Origin of the sequence: Streptomyces sp. NPDC088400 (genome assembly GCF_044753355.1) — a bacterium.
Taxonomy (GTDB): domain Bacteria; phylum Actinomycetota; class Actinomycetes; order Streptomycetales; family Streptomycetaceae; genus Streptomyces.
Map to the genome: position 1 here is coordinate 212010 of NZ_JBIVMZ010000013.1, position 24373 is coordinate 236382.

The following is a 24373-nucleotide window of genomic DNA, read 5'->3' on the forward strand; positions in this document are numbered from 1 at the left end:
ATGCCGGAATCGGTGACCGACGCATACGGCCGTCACGGCTGTCAGCCGATAGCCGTGGTCGGAGTGTCCTGTCGGCTCCCGGAGGCGGCGACACCTGAAGCGCTCTGGCGCATGCTGGTGGACGGACGCAGTGCCGTTGGGCGGGTACCGGCCGGCCGTTGGACGGATGAACCGTCTGAGCAGGAAGCCCACTTGGGTGCGTTTCTGGACGAGGTCGACCAATTCGACGCGGAGTTCTTCGGTATCTCGCCTCGCGAGGCGCGGACCATGGACCCGCAACAGCGGCTGGCGTTGGAACTGTGCTGGGAGGCCCTTGAGGACGCAGGCATCGTCCCGGGCACGTTGCGAGACCGGCCGGCCGGTGTGTTCGTCGGCGCGATCGCGGACGACTACGCTCGCCTGCTGCACCGCCAGGGCATGTCGTCGATCGGCTCGCACAGCATCACCGGCCTGCACCGAAGTCTCATCGCCAACCGGGTCTCCTACAGCCTCGGCCTGAACGGGCCGAGCCTCACCGTCGACACCGGCCAGTCGTCGTCCCTGGTCGCGGTGCATCTGGCGGCGGAGAGCCTGCGCCGGGGCGAGTCCGAGATCGCGCTCGTCGGTGGAGTACACCTCAATCTCGTTCCGGAGAGTGCCGTGACCGCCGCCCGGTTCGGCGCGCTCTCGCCCACCGGCCGCTGCCACACCTTCGACGACCGCGCCGACGGATTTGTGCGCGGCGAGGGCGGGGCGATGGTGGTGCTCAAGCCTCTGGACCGGGCACGAGCCGACGGTGACGTCGTCTACTGCGAGATCCGGGGCAGCGCGGTCAACAACGACGGCGGCGGTGCGAGCCTGACCAGTCCCAGCGGGCGGGCGCAGACGGAGGTGCTGCGGGCAGCGTACCGACGTGCCGGAGTGACCCCGGACCACGTGGGATACGTGGAGTTGCACGGCACCGGTACGCGCGTCGGCGACCCCGTCGAGGCGGGCGCGCTGGGCGCCGCACTGTCCGCCGGCCGGTCGGCGGACAGGCCGTTGCTGGTCGGATCGGTGAAGACGAACATCGGCCATCTGGAGGGCGCCGCGGGCATTGCCGGTCTGGTCAAGGCGGTACTCGCGCTGGCGCATCGCCAGATCCCGCCGAGCCTGAACTTCACCCGGGCCAACCCGGACATCCCGCTGGACGAGCTGCGGCTGGACGTCGTCCGCGAGATGATGCCCTGGCCCGACGGCGGGGGCCCGGCTGTCGCCGGTGTCAGTTCGTTCGGCATGGGCGGCACCAACTGCCATGTCGTTCTGGCCGCGGAGCCGGCACCGGACCGGTCCGCCACCGGGATCGGCGGCCGTGACAGCGACGGTGCGGGAGACGAGGCCCCACCGCGTACGGTGCCGTGGGTGCTCTCGGGCCGCTCCGCCGCCGCGCTTCGTGACCAGGCGGACCGACTGCGTGCCCGCGTCGTGTCCGAACCGGACCTGAGGCCCCTCGACGTCGGCCGGACACTGGTCGAATACCGCGCCCTGTTCGAGCACCGTGCCGTGGTGATGGGTGACGACCATACGGCGCGGGTGGGTGCGCTGGCGGCGCTGGCCCGTGCGGAGTCCTCCTCGGATGTGGTGACGGGACAGGTCGTCCGGGGTGACGCCGTGTTCGTCTTTCCCGGTCAGGGGTCGCAGTGGGTCGGGATGGGGCTGGAGCTGTACGAGGAGTTCCCGGCCTTCGCGGATCATCTGCGGGCGTGTGCCGAGGAGTTGGAGCCGCACGTCGGGTGGTCGTTGCTGCCGGTGCTGCGAGGGGAGCCCGGTGCGCCGTCGCTGGACCGGGTGGATGTGGTGCAGCCGGCTCTGTTCGCGGTGATGACGTCGCTGGCGCGTCTGTGGGATTCGCTGGGTGTGAGTCCGGCGGCCGTGGTGGGTCACAGCCAGGGTGAGATCGCGGCCGCCTATGTGGCGGGGGCGCTGTCCCTGAAGGACGCGGCTCGTGTGGTTGCACTGCGGAGCCGGGCGCTGCGGAGACTGTCGGGCCGGGGTGCGATGGCCGTGGTGTCGATGCCCGCGGACGAGGTGGCGCGCCGTCTCGGGGATGTTGCCGGTGATGTGTCGGTCGCGGCGGTGAACGGGCCGGTGTCGACGGTGATCGCCGGTGAGCCCGACGCGGTGGACGGCTTCGTGGAACAGGTGGCCGGGGAGGGGTTCCAGGCGCGTCGTCTGCCTGTCGACTATGCCTCGCACTCGGCGCAGACGGAGGAGATCGGTGAGGACCTCTTCGAGTCGTTGGCCGGGGTTTCCGCCAGCTCGGGGGAGATCTCGTTCTACTCGACGGTCACTGGTGAGGTGGTGGACACAGCTGCTCTGGATGCCGGCTACTGGTTCCGGAATGTGCGGCAGACGGTCCGATTCGAGGAGACCGTCCGTTTGCTGCTGGCCGACGGGCACCGGCAGTTCGTGGAGTGCAGTCCGCACCCGGCTCTGCTCGCCGCAGTGGCCGACACGGCCGCCGCGGCCGGGGTGCCCGCCGTCACGGTGGGTTCCCTGCGTCGTGGTGACGGTGGCCAGCGGCGGTTCCTGACCAGTATGGCCGAGGCCCACACACACGGCATACCTGTGGACTGGTCCGCGGTCCTCGCCCACCCGGGCGGAAGGCGTGTGTCGTTGCCCACCTACCCCTTCCAGCGTGAGCGCCACTGGTGGGAAGCGCCTGCCGGCCCGGCGTCGGCGTCCGTCGCCCCGGAACCGTCCTCCACGCGGATACCGGACCCGGAGACGGACGTGGACGTCGAGCCGCCCACCGCGGCAGCCGGCCGGCAGTCCCTGGCGGACCGTCTCGCGGGACTGCGCACGGCCGACCGCGACCGGATGATGCTCGACCTGGTCCGGGACCGGGCGGCACAGGTGCTGGAGCATCGCTCCGCGGAAGGTGTCGATGCCGACCGGTCGTTCCGGGAGCTCGGTTTCGACTCGATGATGGCGGTCGAGCTGCGGCGGCAGATGAATGCCGCCACCGGTCTGCACCTGCCCCCCACCGTTCTGTTCGAGCACCCGACCCCGGCCCGGCTGGCCCGCCACCTGTGGAGCGAACTGCTCCCGACGGCGCACGCCGCGACGGCCGCCCCTACCGCGGATCCCGGCAAGGACGAGCCGGTCGTGATTGTCGGCATCGGCTGCCGCTTCCCTGGTGAGGTCCGGTCCCCCGAGGACCTGTGGCGGCTGCTGGACGAAGGATCCGACGCCATCTCGGAGTTCCCCGACGACCGTGGCTGGCGGCTGGACGAGCTCTTCGACCCGGGCCGGGATAGCGGCGCGTGCAGTTACGTCCGGCATGGCGGCTTCCTGCACGACGCGACTCGGTTCGACGCGGCCTTCTTCGGTATCAGCCCGCGCGAGGCCGATGCGATGGACCCCCAGCAGCGGCTGCTGCTGGAGACCTCGTGGGAGGCGCTGGAGCGAGCCGGGATCGACCCGGCCGGGCTGCATGGCAGCCGCACGGGTGTGTTCTTCGGCGCGACCTCGCAGGACTACGGCTCGCGGCTGGACGCCGCGCCGGCCGGCTACGAGGGGTACGTGCTGACCGGCAGTACGTCCAGTGTCGCGTCCGGGAGAGTGGCATACACGCTGGGCCTGGAGGGACCCGCGCTGACCGTCGACACAGCGTGTTCGTCCTCGCTGGTGGCGATGCACCTGGCACGGCAGGCGCTGCTGCGCGGCGAGTGCTCCATGGCGCTGGCCGGCGGGGTGACCGTGATGGCGACGCCCGGCATGTTCACCGAGTTCAGCAGGCAGCGCGGACTGGCCCCGGACGGACGCTGCAAGCCGTTCGCAGAGGCCGCCGACGGCACAGCCTGGAGCGAGGGCGTTGGTGTCCTCCTGCTGGAGAGGCTGTCCGACGCGACCCGTAACGGGCACCGGGTGCTGGCTGTTCTGCGGGGGTCCGCGGTGAACCAGGACGGGGCCAGCAACGGCCTCACCGCGCCGAACGGAGGTGCCCAACGCCGGGTCATCCGGCAGGCGTTGGACACGGCCGGGCTCTCGCCGGCCGGCGTCGACGCGGTCGAGGCACACGGCACCGGCACGACGCTGGGCGACCCGATCGAGGCGCAGGCCGTCCTCGCCACCTACGGCCAGGACCGGCCTGCCGGCCGGCCGGTCCTGCTCGGTTCGCTCAAGTCCAACATCGGGCATACGCAGGCCGCTTCCGGCGTCGCCGGTGTGATCAAGATGGTCATGGCGATGCGGCACGGCATGCTGCCGCGCACCCTGCACATGGACCGCCCCTCCTCGCACGTCGACTGGGACACGGGCGCCGCCGCGCTGCTGCCCCAATCCACCCCCTGGCCGGAGGTCGACCGGCCGCGCCGCGCCGGGGTGTCGTCGTTCGGCATCAGCGGCACCAACGCCCACATCATCCTGGAACAGGCGCCGCCGGAGCCGGAATCCGAGGGCTCCGGCCCTGTCCGGGCGGCCGATCCGTGGCCGCTGTCGGCCCGCGACCCGCGCGCCCTGCGCCGCCAGGCCGAGCTGCTCCACGACTGGCTGCGCGACCACCCCGACGCCTCGCCCGCCGAGGTCGCACACACCCTCGACGCGGGACGGGCCGCGCTCACCCACCGGGCCGTAGTGGTCGGCGCGGAGCGCGACGCGTTCCTGACCGGCCTGCGCGCGCTCGCCGACGGCGAGACCACCCGCCACGTGGTCCAGGACACCGCCACGGACGACCGCAGGACCGTCTTCGTCTTCCCCGGCCAGGGCTCGCAGTGGGCCGGGATGGGCGTGCGGCTGATGGACGAGTCGCCGGTCTTCCGCAGGCATGTGACCGACTGCGCCGAAGCGCTCCAGCCGTATCTGGAGTTCTCGCCGACCGCCGTACTGCGCGGCGATCCGGACGCGCCCACCCTGGACCGGGTCGACGTCGTCCAGCCGGTGCTCTTCGCGGTACTGGTCTCCCTGGCCCGCACCTGGGAGTCGCACGGCGTACGGCCCGACGCTGTCGTCGGGCACTCCCAGGGCGAGATCGCCGCCGCCCACCTCGCGGGCGCGCTGTCACTGGACGACGCCGCCCGGATCGTGTGCCGCCGCAGCCAGGCCCTCGCGGTGCTCGCCGGCCGGGGCGGCATGGCGTCCGTACCGCTTCCGCTGCCCGAGGTCACCGAGCTGATCCACCGCTGGGGCGAGCGCCTGGAGGTGGCAGCCGTCAACGGCCCCACGGCCGTCGTCGTCACAGGGGACCCGGAGGCCCTGACCGAACTGCTTGCCGCATGCGCCGAACGGCAGGTGTCCGCACGCCGCATCGCCGTCGACTACGCCTCGCACTCCGCGCAGGTGGAACCCGTCCGGGAACAGCTGGCCACCGCGCTCGCCGGGATCGTGCCGCGGCGGAGCGACATCCCCTTCCAGTCCACCGTCACCGGCACCGAGATCACCGACACCCGCACACTGGACGCCGACTACTGGTTCCGCAACCTCCGGCACACGGTCCGCTTCGCCGACGCCACCGGCGCACTGCTCGCCGCCGGACACCGGAACTTCGTCGAGATCAGCCCGCATCCGGTGCTCACCCCCGGCCTCCAGGACACTGTCGAACACCACGGTGACGGCGACACGGCCGCGACCGTCACCGGCACCCTGCACCGGGACGACGGCGGCCTGGCGAACTTCCTCACCTCCCTGGCCCGCCTGCACGTGACCGGTACACCCGTCCGCTGGACCGCCACGCCGGGCGAGCCCACACCGGGCGAGTCCACGCCCGGCGAGACCATTTCCGGTGAGCGCACGCCCGGCGAGCCCACCCCAGCCCACCATGTCGAGCTGCCCACCTACCCCTTCCGCCGACAGCGCCACTGGCTGACGCCCCCGGACGCCGGGCCGGATGTGTCCGCGGCCGGCCTGGACACCACCGCGCACCCACTGCTGCCCGCAGCCGTACCGCTGGCCGACAGCGGCGGGGTCGCACTGACCGGCACGCTGGCGCTCCGGACCCTGCCGTGGCTGGCCGACCACGCCGTCCTGGACACGGTCCTGCTGCCCGCCACGGCCTTCGTCGAGCTGGCCGTACAGGCCGGCGACCGGACCGGCTGCCCGGACATCGAAGAACTGGTGCTCCAGGCTCCCCTCGTGCTGCCCACCGTCGGCGACGTCCGCTCCCAGGTGGTCGTCGGACCCCCGGACCCGGACGGCCGACGGCCGGTCAGCATCCACACCGCCAGGAGCGGCGAGCGGCCCGAATGGACCTGCCACGCCCGCGGCACCCTCGCGCCCGCCGCCGACGCGGCCCTTCCGACGGAACCGGTACGTTCATGGCCACCGGCAGGAGCCTGGACCGTCCCGGTGGACGATGTCTACGCCCACCTCGACGAACTGGGCTTCGGCTACGGGCCCGCGTTCCGTGGGCTGCGTCGGCTCTGGCGGCTGGGCGACGACCTGTTCTGCGACGTCGAGCTGGACGGCACGCTCACCCCGGACGCCGCCTCGTACGGACTGCACCCCGCCCTGCTGGACGCCGCCCTGCACCCGCTGGTGTGGGACAACGACCGCCTCTCGCTGCCCTTCTCGTGGACCGGAGTGAGGCTGCGGGCGAGCGCTGCAACCGCGCTGCGCGTACACCTGCGTCGGCGACCCGACGGCGGCACCCGCCTGACCGCGACCGACCCCGTCGGCGGGCTCGTGGCAGAGGTGGAGGCACTGACGCTGCGGCCGGTCGAAGGGGAGCAGCTCGCCGCCCCGGCCGCGCGGCACGATCTGTACCTGGTCGACTGGACCACCATCGAGGCGCCGGACCTTCCCCCACCGGCCCGCGACTGGGCGGTCGTCGGCCCGCCGTCCGATGCCCACCCCCGGGGCATCGACACCTATCCCGGGCTCGCCGAGCTGGCCCGCGCGGTGGACGGCGGCGCGCCGGTTCCGACGTTGGTCTGTTACCGCCCCGGACAGACCGACGTCGGACCGGCGGGAGGCCCGGCGCAACCGGCCGGGACACACGACCTGGTGACCGAGACGCTCGGCTTCCTCCAGGAGTGGCTGGCCGATGAGCAGTTCACGGACGTTCCGCTGGCCGTGGTCACCCGCTCGGCGGTCCGCACCGGCCCGTCCGACGGCCCCGACGACCTCGCCGCGGCGGCGGTCTGGGGCCTGCTCCGGTCGGCACAGTCGGAACTCCCCGGCCGGTTCCTGCTGCTGGATACGGATGCCGACCCGACCCCCGACACGCTGGCCGCCGCGATGGCCACCGGGGAGACCCAACTCGCCCTGCGCGCCGGTGAGATCCGTACGCCCCGGCTGGTGCACTGGCCCGGTGCCCGGGGCGGTGGGTCCACCCGCCCGATGTCGGGCGGCACCGTACTGATCACCGGAGGCACCGGCACCCTCGGCATGCTGCTCGCCCGGCACCTGGTCACCCGGCACGGCGTGGACCGACTGCTGCTGGCCGGCCGTCAGGGGCCCGACGCGCCCGGAGCCGAGAGCCTGCGTGCCGAACTCACCGCCCTGGGCGCCGAGGTCACCCTCGCCGCGTGCGACACCGCCGACCGCGACGCGCTTGCCGCGCTGCTCGCCGACATCCCGGCCGAGCACCCGCTCACCGCGGTGTTTCATGCCGCCGGCCTGCTCGCCGACGCCACACTCCCGTCGCTCGACGAGCACCACGTCCATGCGGTCCTGCGCCCGAAGGTGGACGCCGCCTGGCACCTGCACGACCTGACCCGGCACCTCGACATCACCGCCTTCGTCCTCTTCTCCTCGGTGATGGCCACGGTCGGCGGCCCGGGACAGGCCAACTACGCGGCGGCCAACGCCTACCTCGACGCCCTCGCGCAGCACCGCCGTGCCGAGGGACTGCCCGCGCTCTCCCTCGGCTGGGGGCCGTGGGCGCAGGCCAGCGGCATGACCGGCCACCTCGGCCGCGCCGACCTGGCCCGGCTGCACCGGGCCGGACTGCGCCCACTGCCCACCGAGGAGGCTCTCCTCCTCCTGGACGCCGCGCTGGCCGGTGAGGACGCCCACGTCGTACCGGTGAAGATCGACCCCACCCAGCTGCCCGCGACCGGAATGCTGCGCGGCCTCGCCGCCGTACCACCGCGGCGCATCGCAAGAGCCGCCTCGCCGGGCGCGACGGAACCGTCTGACGGAGACCTCCGGGCGCGGTTGGAGACACTGCCCGGCACCGAGCGCGCCACCCTGCTGCTCGACCTGGTCCGCAGCCGGACCGCGATCGTCCTCGGCCACACCTCTGCGGCGGACGTCGACACCGGCCGGCCGTTCAAGGACGCCGGGTTCGACTCGCTCACGTCGGTCGAACTGCGCAACCGCCTGGCCGCGGCGACCGGGATACGCCTGCCGGTGACGCTGCTGTTCGACCACCCCACCCCGGCCGCCGTCGCCGAGCTGCTGCACGAGCGGCTGTTCCCGGCCGCCGGACAGACCGAAGAACAGCAAGGGACCGGCGCGTCGCCCCGGGCCGCGACAGTGGCCGCGACCGGGACCGCCGAACCGATCGCCATCGTGGGGATCGGCTGCCGCTACCCGGGCGGCGTGGGTTCCCCCGACGACCTCTGGCGCATGGTCGCCGACGGCGTGGACGGCGTAGGACCGTTCCCCGGCGACCGCGGATGGGACGTCGAGCAGCTCTACGACGCCGACGCGGCCCGCCCCGGCCACAGCTATGTCCGACAGGGCGGCTTCCTGCACGACGCCGCCGAGTTCGACGCCGAGTTCTTCGGGATCAGTCCGCGTGAGGCGCTGGCGATGGACCCGCAGCAGCGGCTGCTGCTGGAGGTGGCCTGGGAGACGCTGGAGCACGCCGGTGTGGACCCGGCGGGGCTCCGGGGGAGCCGCACGGGTGTGTTCGCCGGGCTCATGTACCACGACTATGGGACCCGACTGGGCTCAGCGCCACCGGAGTTGGAGGGCTATCTCGTCAACGGCAGCGCGGGCAGCGTCGCCTCGGGCCGGGTGGCGTACACCTTCGGCTTCGAGGGGCCGGCGGTGACGGTCGATACCGCCTGCTCCTCATCGTTGGTGGCGCTGCACATGGCCGCACAGGCGCTGCGTTCCGGCGAGTGCTCCATGGCGCTGGCGGGCGGGGTCTCCGTGATGTCGACGCCGCAGACCTTCGTGGAGTTCAGCCGACAGCGGGGCCTGTCCGCCGACGGACGGTGCAAGGCGTTCTCGGCGGTGGCGGACGGGTTCGGCCCCGCCGAGGGCGCCGGCCTGGTACTGGTGGAGCGGCTGTCCGACGCGGTGGCGAACGGTCATCGGGTGCTGGCCGTGGTGCGGGGTTCGGCGGTGAATCAGGATGGTGCGTCGAATGGTCTGACGGCTCCGAATGGTCCTTCGCAGCAGCGGGTGATCCGGCAGGCGTTGGCGAACGCGGGTCTCGGTACTCGTGATGTGGATGCGGTGGAGGCGCACGGTACCGGCACCACACTCGGCGATCCGATCGAGGCGCAGGCGTTGCTGGCGACGTACGGTCAGGGTCGTCCCGGTGACCGGCCGTTGTGGTTGGGGTCGGTGAAGTCGAACATCGGTCATACGCAGGCTGCTGCGGGTGTGGCTGGTGTGATCAAGATGGTGATGGCGTTGCGGCACGGGCAGTTGCCCGAGACGCTGCACGTGGATGAGCCGTCGCCGCATGTGGACTGGTCTGCGGGTGGGGTGCGTCTGCTGACGGAGCCGGTGCCGTGGGCGGCTGGTGGTCGTCCGCGGCGGGCGGGTGTGTCCTCGTTCGGGGTCAGCGGCACGAACGCGCACGTGATCCTGGAGGAGGCTCCTGCGGCTGCATCTGTCCCCGCGCCTGTGGTGGATGTGTCGGGTCCGGTGTCGTGGGTGGTGTCGGGTCGTGGTGATGCGGGGCTGGGGGCGCAGGCGGCGCGGTTGGCGGGCTTTGTGCGAGCTCAGCGGGCTGCCGGCCTTGTCGACCGTGAGTGGATTGCGGGTGTGGCTGCGGGGTTGGCGGGTCGGGCTGGTCTGGAGCATCGGGCCGTGGTGACCGGCACGGATGTGGATGAACTGCTGGCCGGTCTGGATGAGTTGGTTGTCGGTGGGCGGTCGCCGTCGGCTCGGGCGGACTCCGGTGTGGTGTTCGTCTTCCCTGGTCAGGGTGGTCAGTGGGTCGGGATGGGTCGTGAACTTCTGAGTTCGTGGCCGGTGTTCGCCGAGCGGATGGCTGTGTGTGAGCGGGCTCTGGATCCGTTTGTGGACTGGTCGTTGTGTGAGGTTCTGTCGGGCTCGGACGAGGTGTGGTTGGGCCGGGTGGATGTGGTTCAGCCGGTGTTGTGGGCGGTGATGGTTTCGCTGGCGGAGGCCTGGCGTGCGGTAGGGGTTGAGCCTGATGCGGTGGTGGGTCATTCGCAGGGTGAGATTGCGGCTGCGGTGGTCGCGGGTCGGCTGAGTGTGGAGGACGGCGCCCGGGTTGTGGCGTTGCGTTCGCAGGCGTTGCGGGAGTTGGCCGGGCGCGGGGCGATGGCATCGGTCGCGTTGGACCCGGAGGAGGCGGAGGCGTATCTGCCGTCGTCGGTGACGGTGGCGGCGGTGAACGCGCCGGGGCAGATCGTGGTGAGCGGCCCACCGGATGAAGTGGCCGCGCTGTGTGCGCGGTTGGACGAGCAGGGGGTACGCGCCCGGCGGATCGAGGTGGACTACGCGTCCCATCACGCGCAGGTGGAGGAGATCGCGGACGACCTGCGGGCGGGGCTGGAGGGGTTGTCCTCGCGCGGCAGCGACGTGGCGATGTGGTCCACGGTCACGGGCGAGCTGGTTGCCGATGGGGAGCTGGACGCGGGGTACTGGTACCGGAACCTGCGACAGCCGGTGCTGTTCGAGACCGCGGTCCGGCGGTTGGAGAACCTGGCGTCCCGGGCGTTCGTGGAGATCGGTCCGCACCCGGTGCTGTCGTTGGCGATGGAACAGACGGTCAGTGACAGCCCGGTGCTGCACACGCTGCGCCGGGGCCGACCGGAGGCGGCGCAGCTGCTGAGCAGTCTGGGTGCTGCCTGGACCGCTGGTCTGCCGGTGGCCTGGCGGGGGCTGCTGCCCGCCGCGCGGCCGGTGGCGTTGCCCACGTACGCCTTCCAGCGGCAGCGCTACTGGCTGGACGCGCCCGCCCCGGCGATGGCGGGTGTCGCTCCGGCCGGTCTGACGCCCGTGGACCATCCGCTGCTGAACGCGATGGCGGTCCTGCCCGGTGACGACGCCCGGCTGTTCGTCGGTCGGCTCGCTCCGCACACCCAGGGGTGGCTCCGGGAGTACATGACGGCCGGATCAGTGGTCGTACCGCCCGCCATCGTCGTGGAGATGGCCCTGTACGGCGGTGGGAGTGTGAGCTGTCCTCGACTGGCGGATCTCACGATCACCGAGCCACTGGTGTTCCCGGCGGACGAGGCGGTCCAGGTCCAACTGGTCGTCGGCGGGCCGGACGACGAGGGAAACCGACAGGTGGACCTCTACTCCCGGCCGGCCGACGACACGGAGGGCGACTGGCGCGGACACGCCACCGGTCTCCTGACAGCTCGCCCGAGCGGCGAACCGGCGCCCGTGCCCACGCCCTGGCCCCCGGCCGACGCGGAACCGATCGCGGAAGACGCCGTACGCGAGGCCCTCACCGAGGGGGGATACGACACCGAGGACGTGCTCGCCCGGCTGGGGCGGCTCTGGCGGACCGGCGACGGTGTGCTCGTGGAAGGGCGGATACCGGCGGGGGAGGAGCTTGCCGCCGACCGGTTCACGCACGCGCTGCTGCAAGCCGTCGCCGCGCTGACGATGGAGGCCGCCCCCGAGCCTCGGACGGCCACCCGCTGGCGGGACCTCGTGGCGGTACGTGGCATCACCGGCGACATCCGTGTCCGGGTGACCTCGACCGGGCTCGACACGCTGTCGCTGCGCCTGGCGGGTGCGGACGGCGTGCGGGTGGCGGACGTGGGTGAGCTGACCCTGCGGCCTCCGACCGCCGCGCAGGCGCGTGCCCTGCGGCAGCGAACGGTCCGGCCGTTGCATCGTCTGGCCTGGGAAGCGCTCGGTGTGCCGTCCCGGCCCTCCGTACCCGGTCGTTACGCCGTGCTGGGCGGGGGAGAGGGCCCTCTGTTCGAGGTGTTGCGGAGCCAGGGTGCCGACATCCGCCGGTACGCGGAGCTGACCGAGGCAACCGGAGCGGAGACCGTGCTCGTCCCGGTCGGGCCGGCCCATGTGCTCGCGGTGGGCGAGGTGTACGAGGACGAGGCGCACGCGCCGGGCGAGGCGTATGCGGCGGGCGACGCGCACACGGTGGTGGCCCACCTGCTGCGGATCGTCCAGTCCTGGCTGGCGGACGAACGTTTCGCGACCGGCCGCCTGGTACTGGTGACCCGTTCCGCCGTATCCACCGACGGCGGTGACGTGGCGGACCTGACCGGTGCCGCCGTCTGGGGCCTGGCCCGGTCGGTGCAGGCCGAACACCCCGGCCGACTGGTCGTGGTGGACATCGACGAGCGCGCCGAGTCGGTGAGCGCGCTGCCCGCCGTACTGGGGACGGGCCAGCCGCAGGCTGCGCTGCGGTCCGGTGCTCTGTTCGTCCCCCGGCTACGCCCCGTACCGCGCGGGAAGGCCGACGAGGCACCGCTGCTGGACACGTCCGGAACCGTGCTTGTCACCGGGGCGACCGGCACCCTCGGTGGTCTGGTCGCGCGGCACCTGGTCCGCGAGCACGGGGTCCGCCGGCTACTGCTCGTCGGCCGCCGGGGCGCCACCGCGCCGGGTATGCCCGAGCTGATCGCCGAGCTGACCGGGGCCGGGGCGGACCTGACGGTGGAGAGCTGCGATGTCGGCAACCGGGACGCGCTGGCAGCGGTGCTCGACGCGGTGCCCGCCGAACACCCGCTCACCGCGGTGATCCACTCGGCCGGGGTGCTCGACGACGGGACGGTCACCTCGTTGACCGGCGACCGGATCGCCACCGTGTTCCGCCCCAAGGCCGACGCCGCGTGGCATCTCCACGAACTGACCCGCGATCAGGCGGCGCTGCGGACCTTCGTGCTGTTCTCCTCGGCGGCGTCCACGCTCGGCTCCGCCGGGCAGGGCAACTACGCCGCCGCCAACGCGTTCCTCGACGGCCTGGCCCATCGGCGCCGGGCCGAGGGCCTGCCCGCCACCTCTGTCGCCTGGGGGCTGTGGGCGGAACGCAGCGGGATGACAGGGCACTTGGGCGGGACGGACGTACGCCGGATCCTGCGCGACGGGGCCTTGGAGATGTCCACCGCCGAGGGCCTCGCACTGTTCGACGCTGCCCTGGCGGCCGACCTGCCGCTCACGGTGGCAGGCATCGACACGACCCGCCGACCGGCCGCGGAACTTCCGCCCGTGCTGTGGGAGACGAACGGCGCACCCTCGCGACAGGCCGCCGGAGCGGGCCCGGAAGCCGAACCGTTCGCCCGGCGACTGGCCGGTCTGCCGGAGCGGGAGCGTGAGGAAGCCGTACTCACCCTGGTCCGGCGCACGGTCGCCGACGTACTCACGCACGCCGACGCCGAACACGTCGACCCGGACCGCGCGTTCAAGGAACTCGGCTTCGACTCGCTGACCGCAGTGGAACTGCGCAACCGGCTGGCCGTGGCCATCGAGCGCACGCTCTCGCCGTCGCTGGCCTTCGACTTCCCCACCCCGCGCGCCCTCGCCGCGCACCTGCGCACCGAGGTGCTCGGCTCCGCCGCCACCGACCTGGTGTTCGCGCACCTCGCCGAACTGCACACCAGCCTGTCGTCCCTGGACGCCGACGAGGCGGTCCGGGACAGGGTGGTCGGCAGGCTCCAGGGGCTGCTGGCCGCGCTGACCGACACCGCGGCGCACCAGGACCGGCGACCGGAGCCGGAAACCGACGACGACAGCGACATCGAGGCCGCCACCGCGGACGAGGTGTTCGCGATTCTCGATCAGGAACTCGACGACTTGGCGGCACCCTCCGGGCCGCAGGGAGGTAGTGCACGATGACCGAGGACGCGAAGCTCCTTGACTACCTCAAGCGCGCCACGGCGGAACTGCGTCAGACACGGAAGCAGTTGCGCGAGGCCGAGGAGCACCGGCGCGAGCCGCTGGCGATCGTTGCCATGAGCTGCCGGTTCCCCGGTGGGGTGGAGTCTCCCGAGGAGTTGTGGGATCTGGTCGCCGCCGGCGGCGACGCGATCTCGGGCTTCCCGAAGGACCGTGGCTGGGACCTGGACGCCCTGTACGACCCGGACCCCGAGCGGAGCGGTACGTCGTACGTGCGCGAGGGTGGTTTCCTCTCCGACGCGGCCGACTTCGATGCCGAGCTGTTCGGGATCAGTCCGCGTGAGGCGCTGGCGATGGACCCGCAGCAGCGGCTGCTGCTGGAGACGTCGTGGCAACTGTTCGAGCGCGCCGGCCTCGACCCGGACGGTCTGGCCGGTAGCCGGGTCGGCGTGTTCGTCGGCACCAACGGGCAGGACTACGCTCACCGGCTCCCCGTCGTCCCGGAGGAGGTCGAGGGCTACTCCCTGATCGGGAACGCGGCGAGCGTGGCGTCGGGCCGGGTGGCCTATGTGTTCGGTCTTGAGGGTCCGGCGGTGACGGTGGACACGGCGTGTTCGTCGTCGCTGGTGGCGATGCACCTGGCCGCGCAGGCGCTGAGGGCGGGCGAGTGCTCGCTGGCGCTGGCGGGCGGGGTCTCCGTGATGTCCATGCCGCGGACGTTCGTGGAGTTCAGCCGTCAGCGCGGTCTGGCGCCCGACGGGCGGTGCAAGCCGTTCGCGGCTGCTGCGGACGGTACGGGCTGGGGCGAGGGCGTGGGTCTGCTGCTGCTGGAGCGGCTGTCGGACGCTCGTCGGAACGGCCATCGGGTGCTCGGGGTGCTTCGGGGCTCGGCCGTCAACCAGGACGGTGCGTCGAATGGTTTGACGGCGCCGAACGGGCCTTCGCAGCAGCGGGTGATCCGGCAGGCGTTGGCGAACGCCGGTCTGTCCGCCGGTGATGTGGATGTGGTGGAGGCGCACGGCACCGGTACGACGCTGGGTGATCCGATCGAGGCGCAGGCGTTGCTGGCGACGTACGGTCAGGACCGTTCGGGGGACGGGCCGTTGTGGTTGGGGTCGGTGAAGTCGAATATCGGTCATACGCAGGCTGCTGCGGGTGTGGCTGGTGTGATCAAGATGGTGATGGCGATGCGGCACGGGAAACTGCCCGAGACGCTGCATGTGGATGAGCCGTCGCCGCATGTGGACTGGTCTGCGGGTGGGGTGCGTCTGCTGACGGAGCCGGTGCCGTGGCCGCGTGAAGGGCGGGCGCGGCGGGCGGGGGTGTCCTCGTTCGGTGTGAGCGGCACGAACGCGCACGTGATCCTTGAAGAGTCGCCCGTCGTGGAGCCGGTTGCTGTCTCACCGGTGGGTGAGGGTCCGGTGCCGTGGGTGGTGTCGGGTCGGGGCGATGCGGGGCTGCGGGGACAGGCCACGCGGCTGGCGGGCTTTGTACGCGAGCAGCAGGCTGCGGGTGCGGTTGACCGTGAGTGGCTTGCCGGGGCGGCTGCGGGGCTGGTTGGCCGGGCTTCGTTGGACTCGCGAGCCGTGGTGGTGGGCTCCGGTGCGGAGGGGCTGGTCGCGGGGCTGGATGCGTTGGCTGAGGGCGTTTCGGCCGAGGGCCTGGTGACGGGTTCGCCGGTGGGTGGGAAGTCGGCGGTGTTGTTCACCGGTCAGGGTTCCCAGTTCGCTGGTATGGGCGCTGTGTTGTATGAGCGGTTTGAGGTGTTCGCCGGTGTGGTGGATGAAGTGTGTGCGGTGGCGGATGAGTTGTTGCCGGAGGGGTTGCGTCCGGTGTTGTTCGGTGAGGGTGGTCGTGGTGATCTGATCGAGGGGACTGTCTTCGCTCAGGTGGGGTTGGTGGCACTGGAGGTGGGACTGTGGCGGGTCCTGGTCGAGTGTGGTGTGCGGGCGGATGTGCTGGTGGGGCATTCGGTCGGTGAGATCAGTGCGGCTGTCGCGGCGGGTGTGCTGAGTCTGTCTGATGCGGTGCGGTTGGTGTGTGTTCGTGGCCGGTTGATGGGAGGGATGACCGGTGGGGTGATGGCGTCGGTCGCTGCCTCTGCTGAGGAGATCGAGGAGCGGGTTGGCGGAGTTGCCGGTGTGTGGGTGGCTGCGGTGAATGCGCCGGAGTCGGTGGTGCTGGCCGGTGAGCCGGACGCGGTACGCGGCATGGTCGAGAAGCTGGAAGCCGAGGGTGTGCGGACGCGGTGGCTGCCGGTGAGTCACGCCTTCCACACCCCGCTGATGGACCCGATGCTGGAGGACTTCTCCGCCGCCATTGCTGATCTGACCTTCGGGCCTGCCGGGATCCCGGTCGTCTCGACGGTGTCGGGGGAGTTGGCTGGTGTTGATTTCGGTAGCGCCGCGTACTGGGTGGAGCATGCCCGGCAGCCGGTGCGGTTCTCTGAAGCAGTGGACACGGCGCGGGAGTTGGGGGCCCGCGTCTGGGCCGAGGTCGGTCCGCAGCCCGCGCTTTCCGCCGTGATGGAAGAGCGTGCGGGTGAGGTTGTCGCGAGTTTCCTGCGGCGTGACCGGGACCAGGTCATGAGTGTGCTGACCGGTCTGGCCCGGCTGCATGTGCACGGCGTCGGGGTGGAGTGGGACCGTTGGGTTCCCCGGACGCGGCAGCCGGTGGAGGTGCCGACGTACGCGTTCCAGCGGCGCCGTTACTGGCTGGAGGCGTCAGTCTCCTCCGTATCAGAGCCGAACGTCGACCCCGGTACGGTGGAGTTCTGGGAGGCGGTCGAACGCAACGATCTGGAAGCTCTGGGGCTGGGGGAGGGCACCCCTCCCGGTGCCGTGCTTCCGGCTCTGACGGCGTGGCGGCGCGGTTACCAGGAGCGGCGGGCCCTCGCCGATCTGCGCTATCAGGTCACCTGGAAGGCCGTACCGGAGCCCGCCACCCCCGCCGCCCTGACCGGCACCTGGCTGGTCGTCGGCCATGACGAGGGCGCGTCGGCGCCGCTGGCCGCGATGGTCGAGAGCTGTGGGGCCCGGGCGGAGGTACTGACCATCGAGCCCGGTACCGGGCGGGACGCGCTCGCCGACCGGCTGCGCGCGCTGTCCGTGAACGCCGCTCCCCTCTCGGGTGTGCTGTCCGCTCTGGCCCTTCCCGTCGGCACCGTGCCCGGGGACTGGACCGGGCCGGCCGACAGTCTGGCGCTGGTGCAGGCGCTGGGTGACGCCGGGGTGATCGCGCCGCTGTGGTGCCTCACCAGCGGTGCGGTCGGCACCGAAGACAACGACCCGGTGCGCGCTCCCGAGACCGCCGCGGTCTGGGGCCTGGGCCGGGTCGCGGCCCTGGAACACCCCGACCGCTGGGGAGGGCTGATCGACCTGCCCGCCGACCCGGACGTCCCGGCGTACCAGCGCCTCGGGCTCGTGCTGACCGGAGCCACGGGCGAGGACCAAGTCGCCGTCCGCGCAACCGGGATGCTCGCGTGTCGTCTGCGCCGCGCCACGCCCCCCACGCACGGCGAGCCGGAGTGGTCGCCCGGCGGCAGCACCCTGATCACCGGCGGAACAGGTGCCCTCGGCGGGCACGTCGCCCGCTGGCTGGCCGAGCGCGGCGCCGAGCACATCGTGCTGCTCAGCCGTCAGGGCCCGGCGGCCCCCGGCGCCGACGACCTCCGGCGGGACCTGGAGGCACATGGCACCCGGGTCACCCTCCGAGCCTGCGACGTCACCTGCCGCGCCGAGCTGGCCGAGGCAATCGCCGCCGTGCCCGCCGCGTACCCCCTGACCACAGTGGTGCACGCCGCCGCCGTCCTGGACGACGTCCCGCTGTCGGCGCTGACCCCTGGCCGGCTGTCGTCGGTGCTGGACGCCAAGGCGACCTCCGCCGGGTACTTGGACGAGCTGACGCGTGACCTGCCACTGGCCGCCTTCGTGCTTTTCTCCGCGTTCGGCGGAGTGCTCGGCAGCGCAGGGCAGGGCAACTACGCCGCTGCCAACGCGGTTCTGGACGCGCTGGCCGAGCAGCGCCGGGCCGCCGGGCTGCCGGCCACCGCGATGGCGTGGGGGGCCTGGGCCGGTGACGGCATGGCCGCGCGGTCCGCGGCCACCGTGCTGCGGCTGCGGCGCACCGGTGTCCGGTCGATGGCGCCCGAACTGGCGCTCGCCGCCCTGGGACGGGCGCTGGGCGCCGACGAGACCACCGTGCTGGTGGCGGACGTCGACTGGTCCCGGTTCACGCCCGCGTACACCGCCGCACGCTCCAGCATGCTTCTCGCCGACCTGCCCGACGCACGCGGCGCTCTCGCCTCGGACGGCGCGCCCACTGCCGACGCCACGGGCCCCGCCTTGCCGGAGACGGCGCTGCGGCTCGCCGCCCTGCCCGGTTCCGAACGCCACACGGCCCTGCTCGACCTCGTCCGCGATCAGGTCGCGGCGGTCCTGGGACACGCCGATCCGACCGCCATCGAATCCGAACGCCCCTTCCGGGAGCTGGGCTTCGACTCGCTGACCGGTCTTGAGCTGCGCAACCGGCTCACTGTGGCGACCGGCCTGACGCTGCCGGCCACGCTGGTCTTCGACCATCCCACCGTCGGCCGGCTGACCACGTGCCTCGACGCCGAACTGGGCGGGGCCGACAGCACGACGCGGGCGAAGGTGGAGGGGCCCGGGCCGGCGGCGACCGCGCCGGATGCCGACGAACCGATCGCGATCGTGGCAGTCGCCTGCCGACTGCCCGGCGGGGTGCGCTCGCCCGAGGACCTGTGGGCGCTGCTGGCGGACGGCGTCGACGCGATGAGCGAGTTCCCCACCGACCGCGGCTGGGACCTCTCCCGGCTGTACGCCCCAGGGACCGACGGGCCGGGTACCTCGTACGTCCGGCATGGCGGATTCCTTTCCGACGCGGCCCAGTTCGACGCCGGTTTCTTCGGGATCAGCCCGCGTGAGGCGCTGGCGATGGACCCGCAGCAGCGCCAGCTCCTCGAAACGTCGTGGGAGGTGCTCGAACGCGCGGGGATCGACCCCTCGTCGCTGCGCGGCAGCCGCACCGGCGTGTTCGCCGGAACCAACGGGCAGGACTACGCGGGCCTGCTCGGCGAGGTGCCGGACGGCGAGGACTTCGCCGCCACCGGGAACGCGGCGAGTGTCCTGTCCGGGCGGGTGGCGTACGCGCTCGGTCTTGAGGGCCCCGCCGTGACCGTGGACACCGCCTGCTCGGCCTCCTTGGTGAGCATCCACCTGGCGAGCCAGGCACTGCGCCGCCAGGAGTGCTCCCTCGCCCTGGCGGGCGGCGTCACCGTCATGAGCACCCCCCACGCGTTCGTCAGCTTCAGCCGTCAGCGCGGTCTGGCACCGGACGGCCGCTGCAAGCCGTTCTCCGCGCGGGCCGACGGAACCGCGTGGGGCGAGGGCGTCGGCGTCCTTCTGCTGGAGCGGCTGTCCGACGCGTGCAGGAACGGCCATCCGGTCCTCGCTGTGGTCCGCGGCTCGGCGGTCAACCAGGACGGTGCGTCGAACGGGCTGACGGCGCCGAACGGTCCGTCGCAGCAGCGGGTGATCCGGGCGGCGCTGGCCGACGGCGACCTGACACCCGCGGACGTCGACGCGGTCGAGGCCCATGGCACGGGCACCGTGCTGGGCGACCCGATCGAGGCACAGGCCCTGATCGCCGCGTACGGGGACCGGCCGACGGACCGTCCGCTGCGGATCGGCTCGATCAAGTCGAACATCGGCCACACGCAGGCCGCCGCGGGCGCCGCCGGTGTGATCAAGATGGTGCTCGCGCTGCGGCACGGGCTGCTGCCGCGGACCCTGCACGCCGAGGAGGCGTCCCCGCACGTCGACTGGTCGGCCGGTGAGGTGTCGCTGCTGACCGAGGCGGTGCCGTGGGACCGCGACGACCGCCCGCGCCGGGCAGGTGTGTCCTCGTTCGGCGTGAGCGGCACCAACGCGCACCTCATCATCGAGGAGGCTCCTGAACCTCCGCTCCCCACAACGCGCTTCGGGCAAGCCGGGCAAGTCGGGCAGGTTGGGCAAGTCGGTCAAGGGGAGGTCCTGCCGGAGGAGGTATTTTCAGGCGAGGCGCTCCCGATCCTGCTGTCCGCCCGCGACGACGCCACGGTGGCCGCCCAGGCCGCCGGGCTCCACGAGCACCTCACGACCCACCCGGACCTGACACTGTCCGACCTCGCCCACACGCTGGCCACCTCCCGCGCCGCCCTGGAACACCGGGCCGTGGTGCTGGCCCCGGACCGGGACGAGCTGCTCACCGCGCTCACCGCGCTGGCGGACGGTGCCCCCGCGCCCGCCGCCCTGCGCGGCGTGGCCGGCGAGGGCCGTGTCGCCGTGCTCTTCCCCGGCCAGGGCAGCCAGAGCGTCGGCATGGGCCGCGCGCTGTACGGCCGGTACCCGGCCTTCGCCGCGTCCCTGGACGAGGTGTGCGCGGCGTTCGCCCCGGAACTGGAGCGGCCCCTGCTCGACGTACTGCACGCCGAGCCCGAAACCCCCGAGGCGGCCCTGCTGGACCGGACCGACTACACCCAACCCGCCCTGTTCGCCGTGGAAGCGGCGCTCTACCGGCTGCTGGAGGGATGGGGGCTGCGCCCCGACTACCTGCTCGGCCACTCCATCGGCGAACTGACCGCCGCGTACGTCGCCGGGGTGCTCACCCTGCCCGAGGCCGCGCGGCTCGTCGCCGCCCGGGGCCGCCTCATGCGGGCGCTGCCGGAGGGCGGCGCGATGCTCGCCGTGGCCGTGGCCCCCGAGGACTTGGCGCCGCTGCTCGACGGCCACCAGCACCGCGTCGACATCGCGGCGGTGAACGGTCCCGCCGCCACAGTGCTCTCCGGCGACGAGGAAGCGGTCCGGGACATCGCCGCGCGATGCGCCGAACACGGCGTCAAACAAAGGCGTTTGAATGTCAGCCACGCCTTCCACTCCAGCGGGATGGACGGCATGCTCGCCGCCTTCGGCGACCTCGCGAGCGAACTGGACCTCGCCCCCGCGCGTATCCCGATCGTCTCCAACGTGACCGGTACCGCCCTCGCCGCCGACGAGGCCACCGCGCCGGAGTACTGGGTGCGGCACGTGCGGGAGACCGTCCGCTTCCACGACGGCATCAGCTGGCTGCACTCCCGCGGCGTTACCGTCTTCGTCGAACTCGGCCCGGACGGAGTGCTGTCCGCGATGGGGACCGCTTGCCTACCCGACGCCGTGGACGACGTGGCATTCGTACCGATGCTGCGCCCGACCTGGCCAGAGCCGCGCGCCGTCACCGCCGCACTCGGCGAACTGCACACCCGTGGCGTCCCGCTGGACTGGCCGACGATCGCCACGGGCTGGGGCGGACGGTCCGTACCCCTGCCGACCTACCCGTTCCGGCGGCGGCGCTACTGGCCGGACGCCACCCCCGCCCCGGTGCCCGCGGCCGACCCGGCGGACACCCGCTTCTGGAACGCGGTGGCCCGGGGGGACGTCACGTCGCTCACCGATGAGCTGGGCGTGGCCGAGACGGTGGAACTGCCCGAGCTGTTGCCCGCGCTGTCCGCGTGGCGCGAGCGTCGCCACACCGAGTCCGCGGTCCAGGGCTGGCGCTACCGGGTCGGCTGGCGTCGGCTGACCGACCTGCCCGGGCCCCGCCCCACCGGCACCTGGATCGTCGTCGCGCCCTCCGCGACGGAGGCCGCGACGGAGGCGGCCGACGTGCTTGCCGCGCTGACCCGCTGCGGCGTATGGGCCGACCTGCTCACCGTCGACGAGGACACCGACGCCGGCACGGCACTGCGCGACGCGCTCGGCACGGCGGACGTCCCGCCGGCCGGGGTCCTGTCCCTGCTGGCCCTCGACCGGCGACCGAACCCCGGCCGCCCCGAACCGGCCGCGGGCCTGACCGGAACCGTACGGCTGATCCAGGCGCTCGCCGAGACGGAGACGGAGACGGAGACCGGGGCCGTGGCTGTGGCCGGGGCCGTGGCCGGGACCAGGCTGTGGTGCGTGACGCGCGGCGCGGTCGCGGCCGACCACGCCGCGACCGTCACCGACCCCGCCCAGGCCCAGTTCTGGGGCCTCGGCCGGGTCGCCGCCCTGGAACACCCGCGGCGGTGGGGCGGGCTCGCCGACCTGCCCGCCGAGCCCGACGACACCGCGTACGACCGGCTCTGCGCCGTCGTCACCGGAGGCACCGGCGAGGATCAGGTCGCGATCCGGCCCACCGGCGTCCTCGGGCGGAGACTGACCCGCGCCGCCGCCCCCGCCCCCTCCGCCTCCGGCGTCTGGCAGCCCCGCGGTACGGTCCTCATCACCGGCGGCACCGGCGGGATCGGCGCACACGTGGCCCGCCGGCTGGCCCGCGACGGAGCGGACCACCTGGTGGTCGTCAGCCGCTCCGGCGCCGACGGCCCCGAGGCGGCCCGTCTCGTAGCCGAGTTGGGGACCCGGGTGACCGTCGCCGCCTGCGACGTCACCGACCACCGCGCGGTCACCGACCTCGTCGCCCGGGTGTCCGCCGAGGGCCACCCGATCCGCGCCGTACTGCACGCCGCCGGGATCAGCCGCCACGCGTCCCTCGCGGACACCGCACCGGACGAGATCGCGGACACCCTGGCCGCGAAGACCACGGGCGCCGCCGTACTGCACGAGGTGTTCGCCGATTCCGAGCTGGACGCGTTCGTGCTCTTCTCGTCCATCGCGGGCGTCTGGGGCGGTGGCGGTCAGGCGGCGTACGCGGCGGCCAACGCCTACCTCGACGCCCTCGCCGAACACCGCCGGGCCCAGGGGCTCCCGGCCACCTCGGTGGCGTGGGGAGCCTGGGCGGGCGTCGGCATGGCCACCGTCGGGGACGCCGCTGAGCGGCTGCGACAACTCGGGATCACCATGATGGACCCGGACCACGCCGTCGTCGCCCTGCGCCGGGCCATCGCGGAGGACGAACCACAGGTCACCGTCGCCGACGTGGACTGGGACCGGTTCGTCCCTCTCTTCACGGGCGCCCGTCCGAGCCCGCTACTCGCCGAACTCCCGGAGGCCGCGAGCCAGTTCACCGATGCCCAGGAGGATCCCGAGCCGGTGCTGGACGGCATCGGCCGCCGGGTGGCCTCCCTGTCGGAGGCCGACGGCACTCAACTGCTGCTGGATCTCGTACGCGCCGAAGCCGCCGCGGTGCTCGGCCACGCCGACCCGGGCGAGGTCGACGAGGGCCGCGCCTTCCGCAGCCTCGGCTTCGACTCGCTCACCTCGATCCAGCTGCGCGACCGGCTGGCCATCGCCCTCGGCACGCGGCTGCCCACCACTCTCGCGTTCGACCACCCCAGTCCCGCCGTCCTGGCCGGGCACCTGCGCGACACGCTGCTGGGACTGCGGCCGGAACATCCGCGGGGCAGCCAGGACGTACGGGACCGCCAGGTGCGGTCTGCCGACAGCGACGACCCGATCGTCATCGTCGGAATGGGCTGCCGCTTCCCCGGCCGGGTGGAGTCTCCCGAGGAGTTGTGGGATCTGGTCGCCTCCGGCGGCGACGCGATCTCGGGTTTCCCGGCGGACCGTGGCTGGGACCTGGACGCGCTGTACGACCCGGACCCCGAGCGCAGCGGCACCTCCTACGCTCGCGAGGGCGGTTTCCTCGCCGACGCGGGCGAGTTCGACGCCGGTTTCTTCGGGATCAGTCCGCGTGAGGCGCTGGCGATGGACCCGCAGCAGCGGCTGCTGCTGGAGGTGACCTGGGAGGCGCTGGAGCGGGCGCAGATCGCTCCGGACTCACTGCGTACCAGCCCGACCGGCGTGTTCATGGGCACCAGCGGCCAGGACTACCTGTCCCTGCCGGGCGACGCGAGCAGCGAGGGCTACTTCCTGACGGGGAACGCGGCGAGTGTGGTGTCGGGCCGGTTGGCGTATGTGTTCGGTCTTGAGGGCCCGGCGGTGACGGTGGACACGGCGTGTTCGTCGTCGCTGGTGGCGATGCACCTGGCCGCGCAGGCGCTGCGGGCGGGCGAGTGCTCGCTGGCGCTGGCCGGTGGTGCGACGGTGATGTCGACACCCGCCGGGTTCGTGGAGTTCAGCCGTCAACGCGGCCTGGCCCCCGATGGCCGCTGCAAGCCCTTCGCCGCTGCGGCGGACGGTACGGGCTGGGGCGAGGGCGCCGGTGTACTGCTGCTGGAGCGGTTGTCGGACGCTCGTCGCCATGGTCATCGCGTGTTGGCCACGGTGCGTGGATCGGCGGTGAACCAGGACGGCGCGTCGAACGGCCTGACGGCGCCGAACGGCCCCTCGCAGCAGCGGGTGATCCGGCAGGCGTTGGCGAACGCGGGTCTCGGCTCCGGTGAAGTGGACGTCGTCGAGGCCCACGGCACCGGTACGAAGCTCGGTGACCCGATCGAGGCGCAGGCGTTGCTCGCGACGTACGGCCAGGACCGTCCCGGTGACCGGCCGTTGTGGTTGGGTTCGGTGAAGTCGAACAT

2 protein-coding genes (1 of these 2 running past the window's edge) are annotated in these 24373 nt (G+C 72.7%); both read left to right on the forward strand.

Going from position 1 to position 24373, the window contains the following annotated elements:
* Positions 1 to 13926, forward strand: a complete 13926-nt coding sequence (locus ACIQD6_RS28995) for an SDR family NAD(P)-dependent oxidoreductase (protein ID WP_401887901.1) — start codon at positions 1 to 3, stop codon at positions 13924 to 13926.
* Positions 13923 to 24373 carry the 5' portion of a type I polyketide synthase gene (locus ACIQD6_RS29000; protein ID WP_401887903.1) on the forward strand. Its footprint extends 5299 nt past the window's final position, so 10451 of the gene's 15750 nt are visible here — the first part of the coding sequence; the start codon lies at positions 13923 to 13925; its stop codon lies beyond the right edge, outside the window. The genes ACIQD6_RS28995 and ACIQD6_RS29000 overlap by 4 nt, the downstream gene beginning before the upstream one ends.

What these genes read in the sequence shown, in the direction of transcription:
- ACIQD6_RS28995 (WP_401887901.1), top strand. Translation starts at nt 1, where the DNA reads ATGCCGGAATCGGTGACCGACGCATACGGCCGTCACGGCTGTCAGCCG.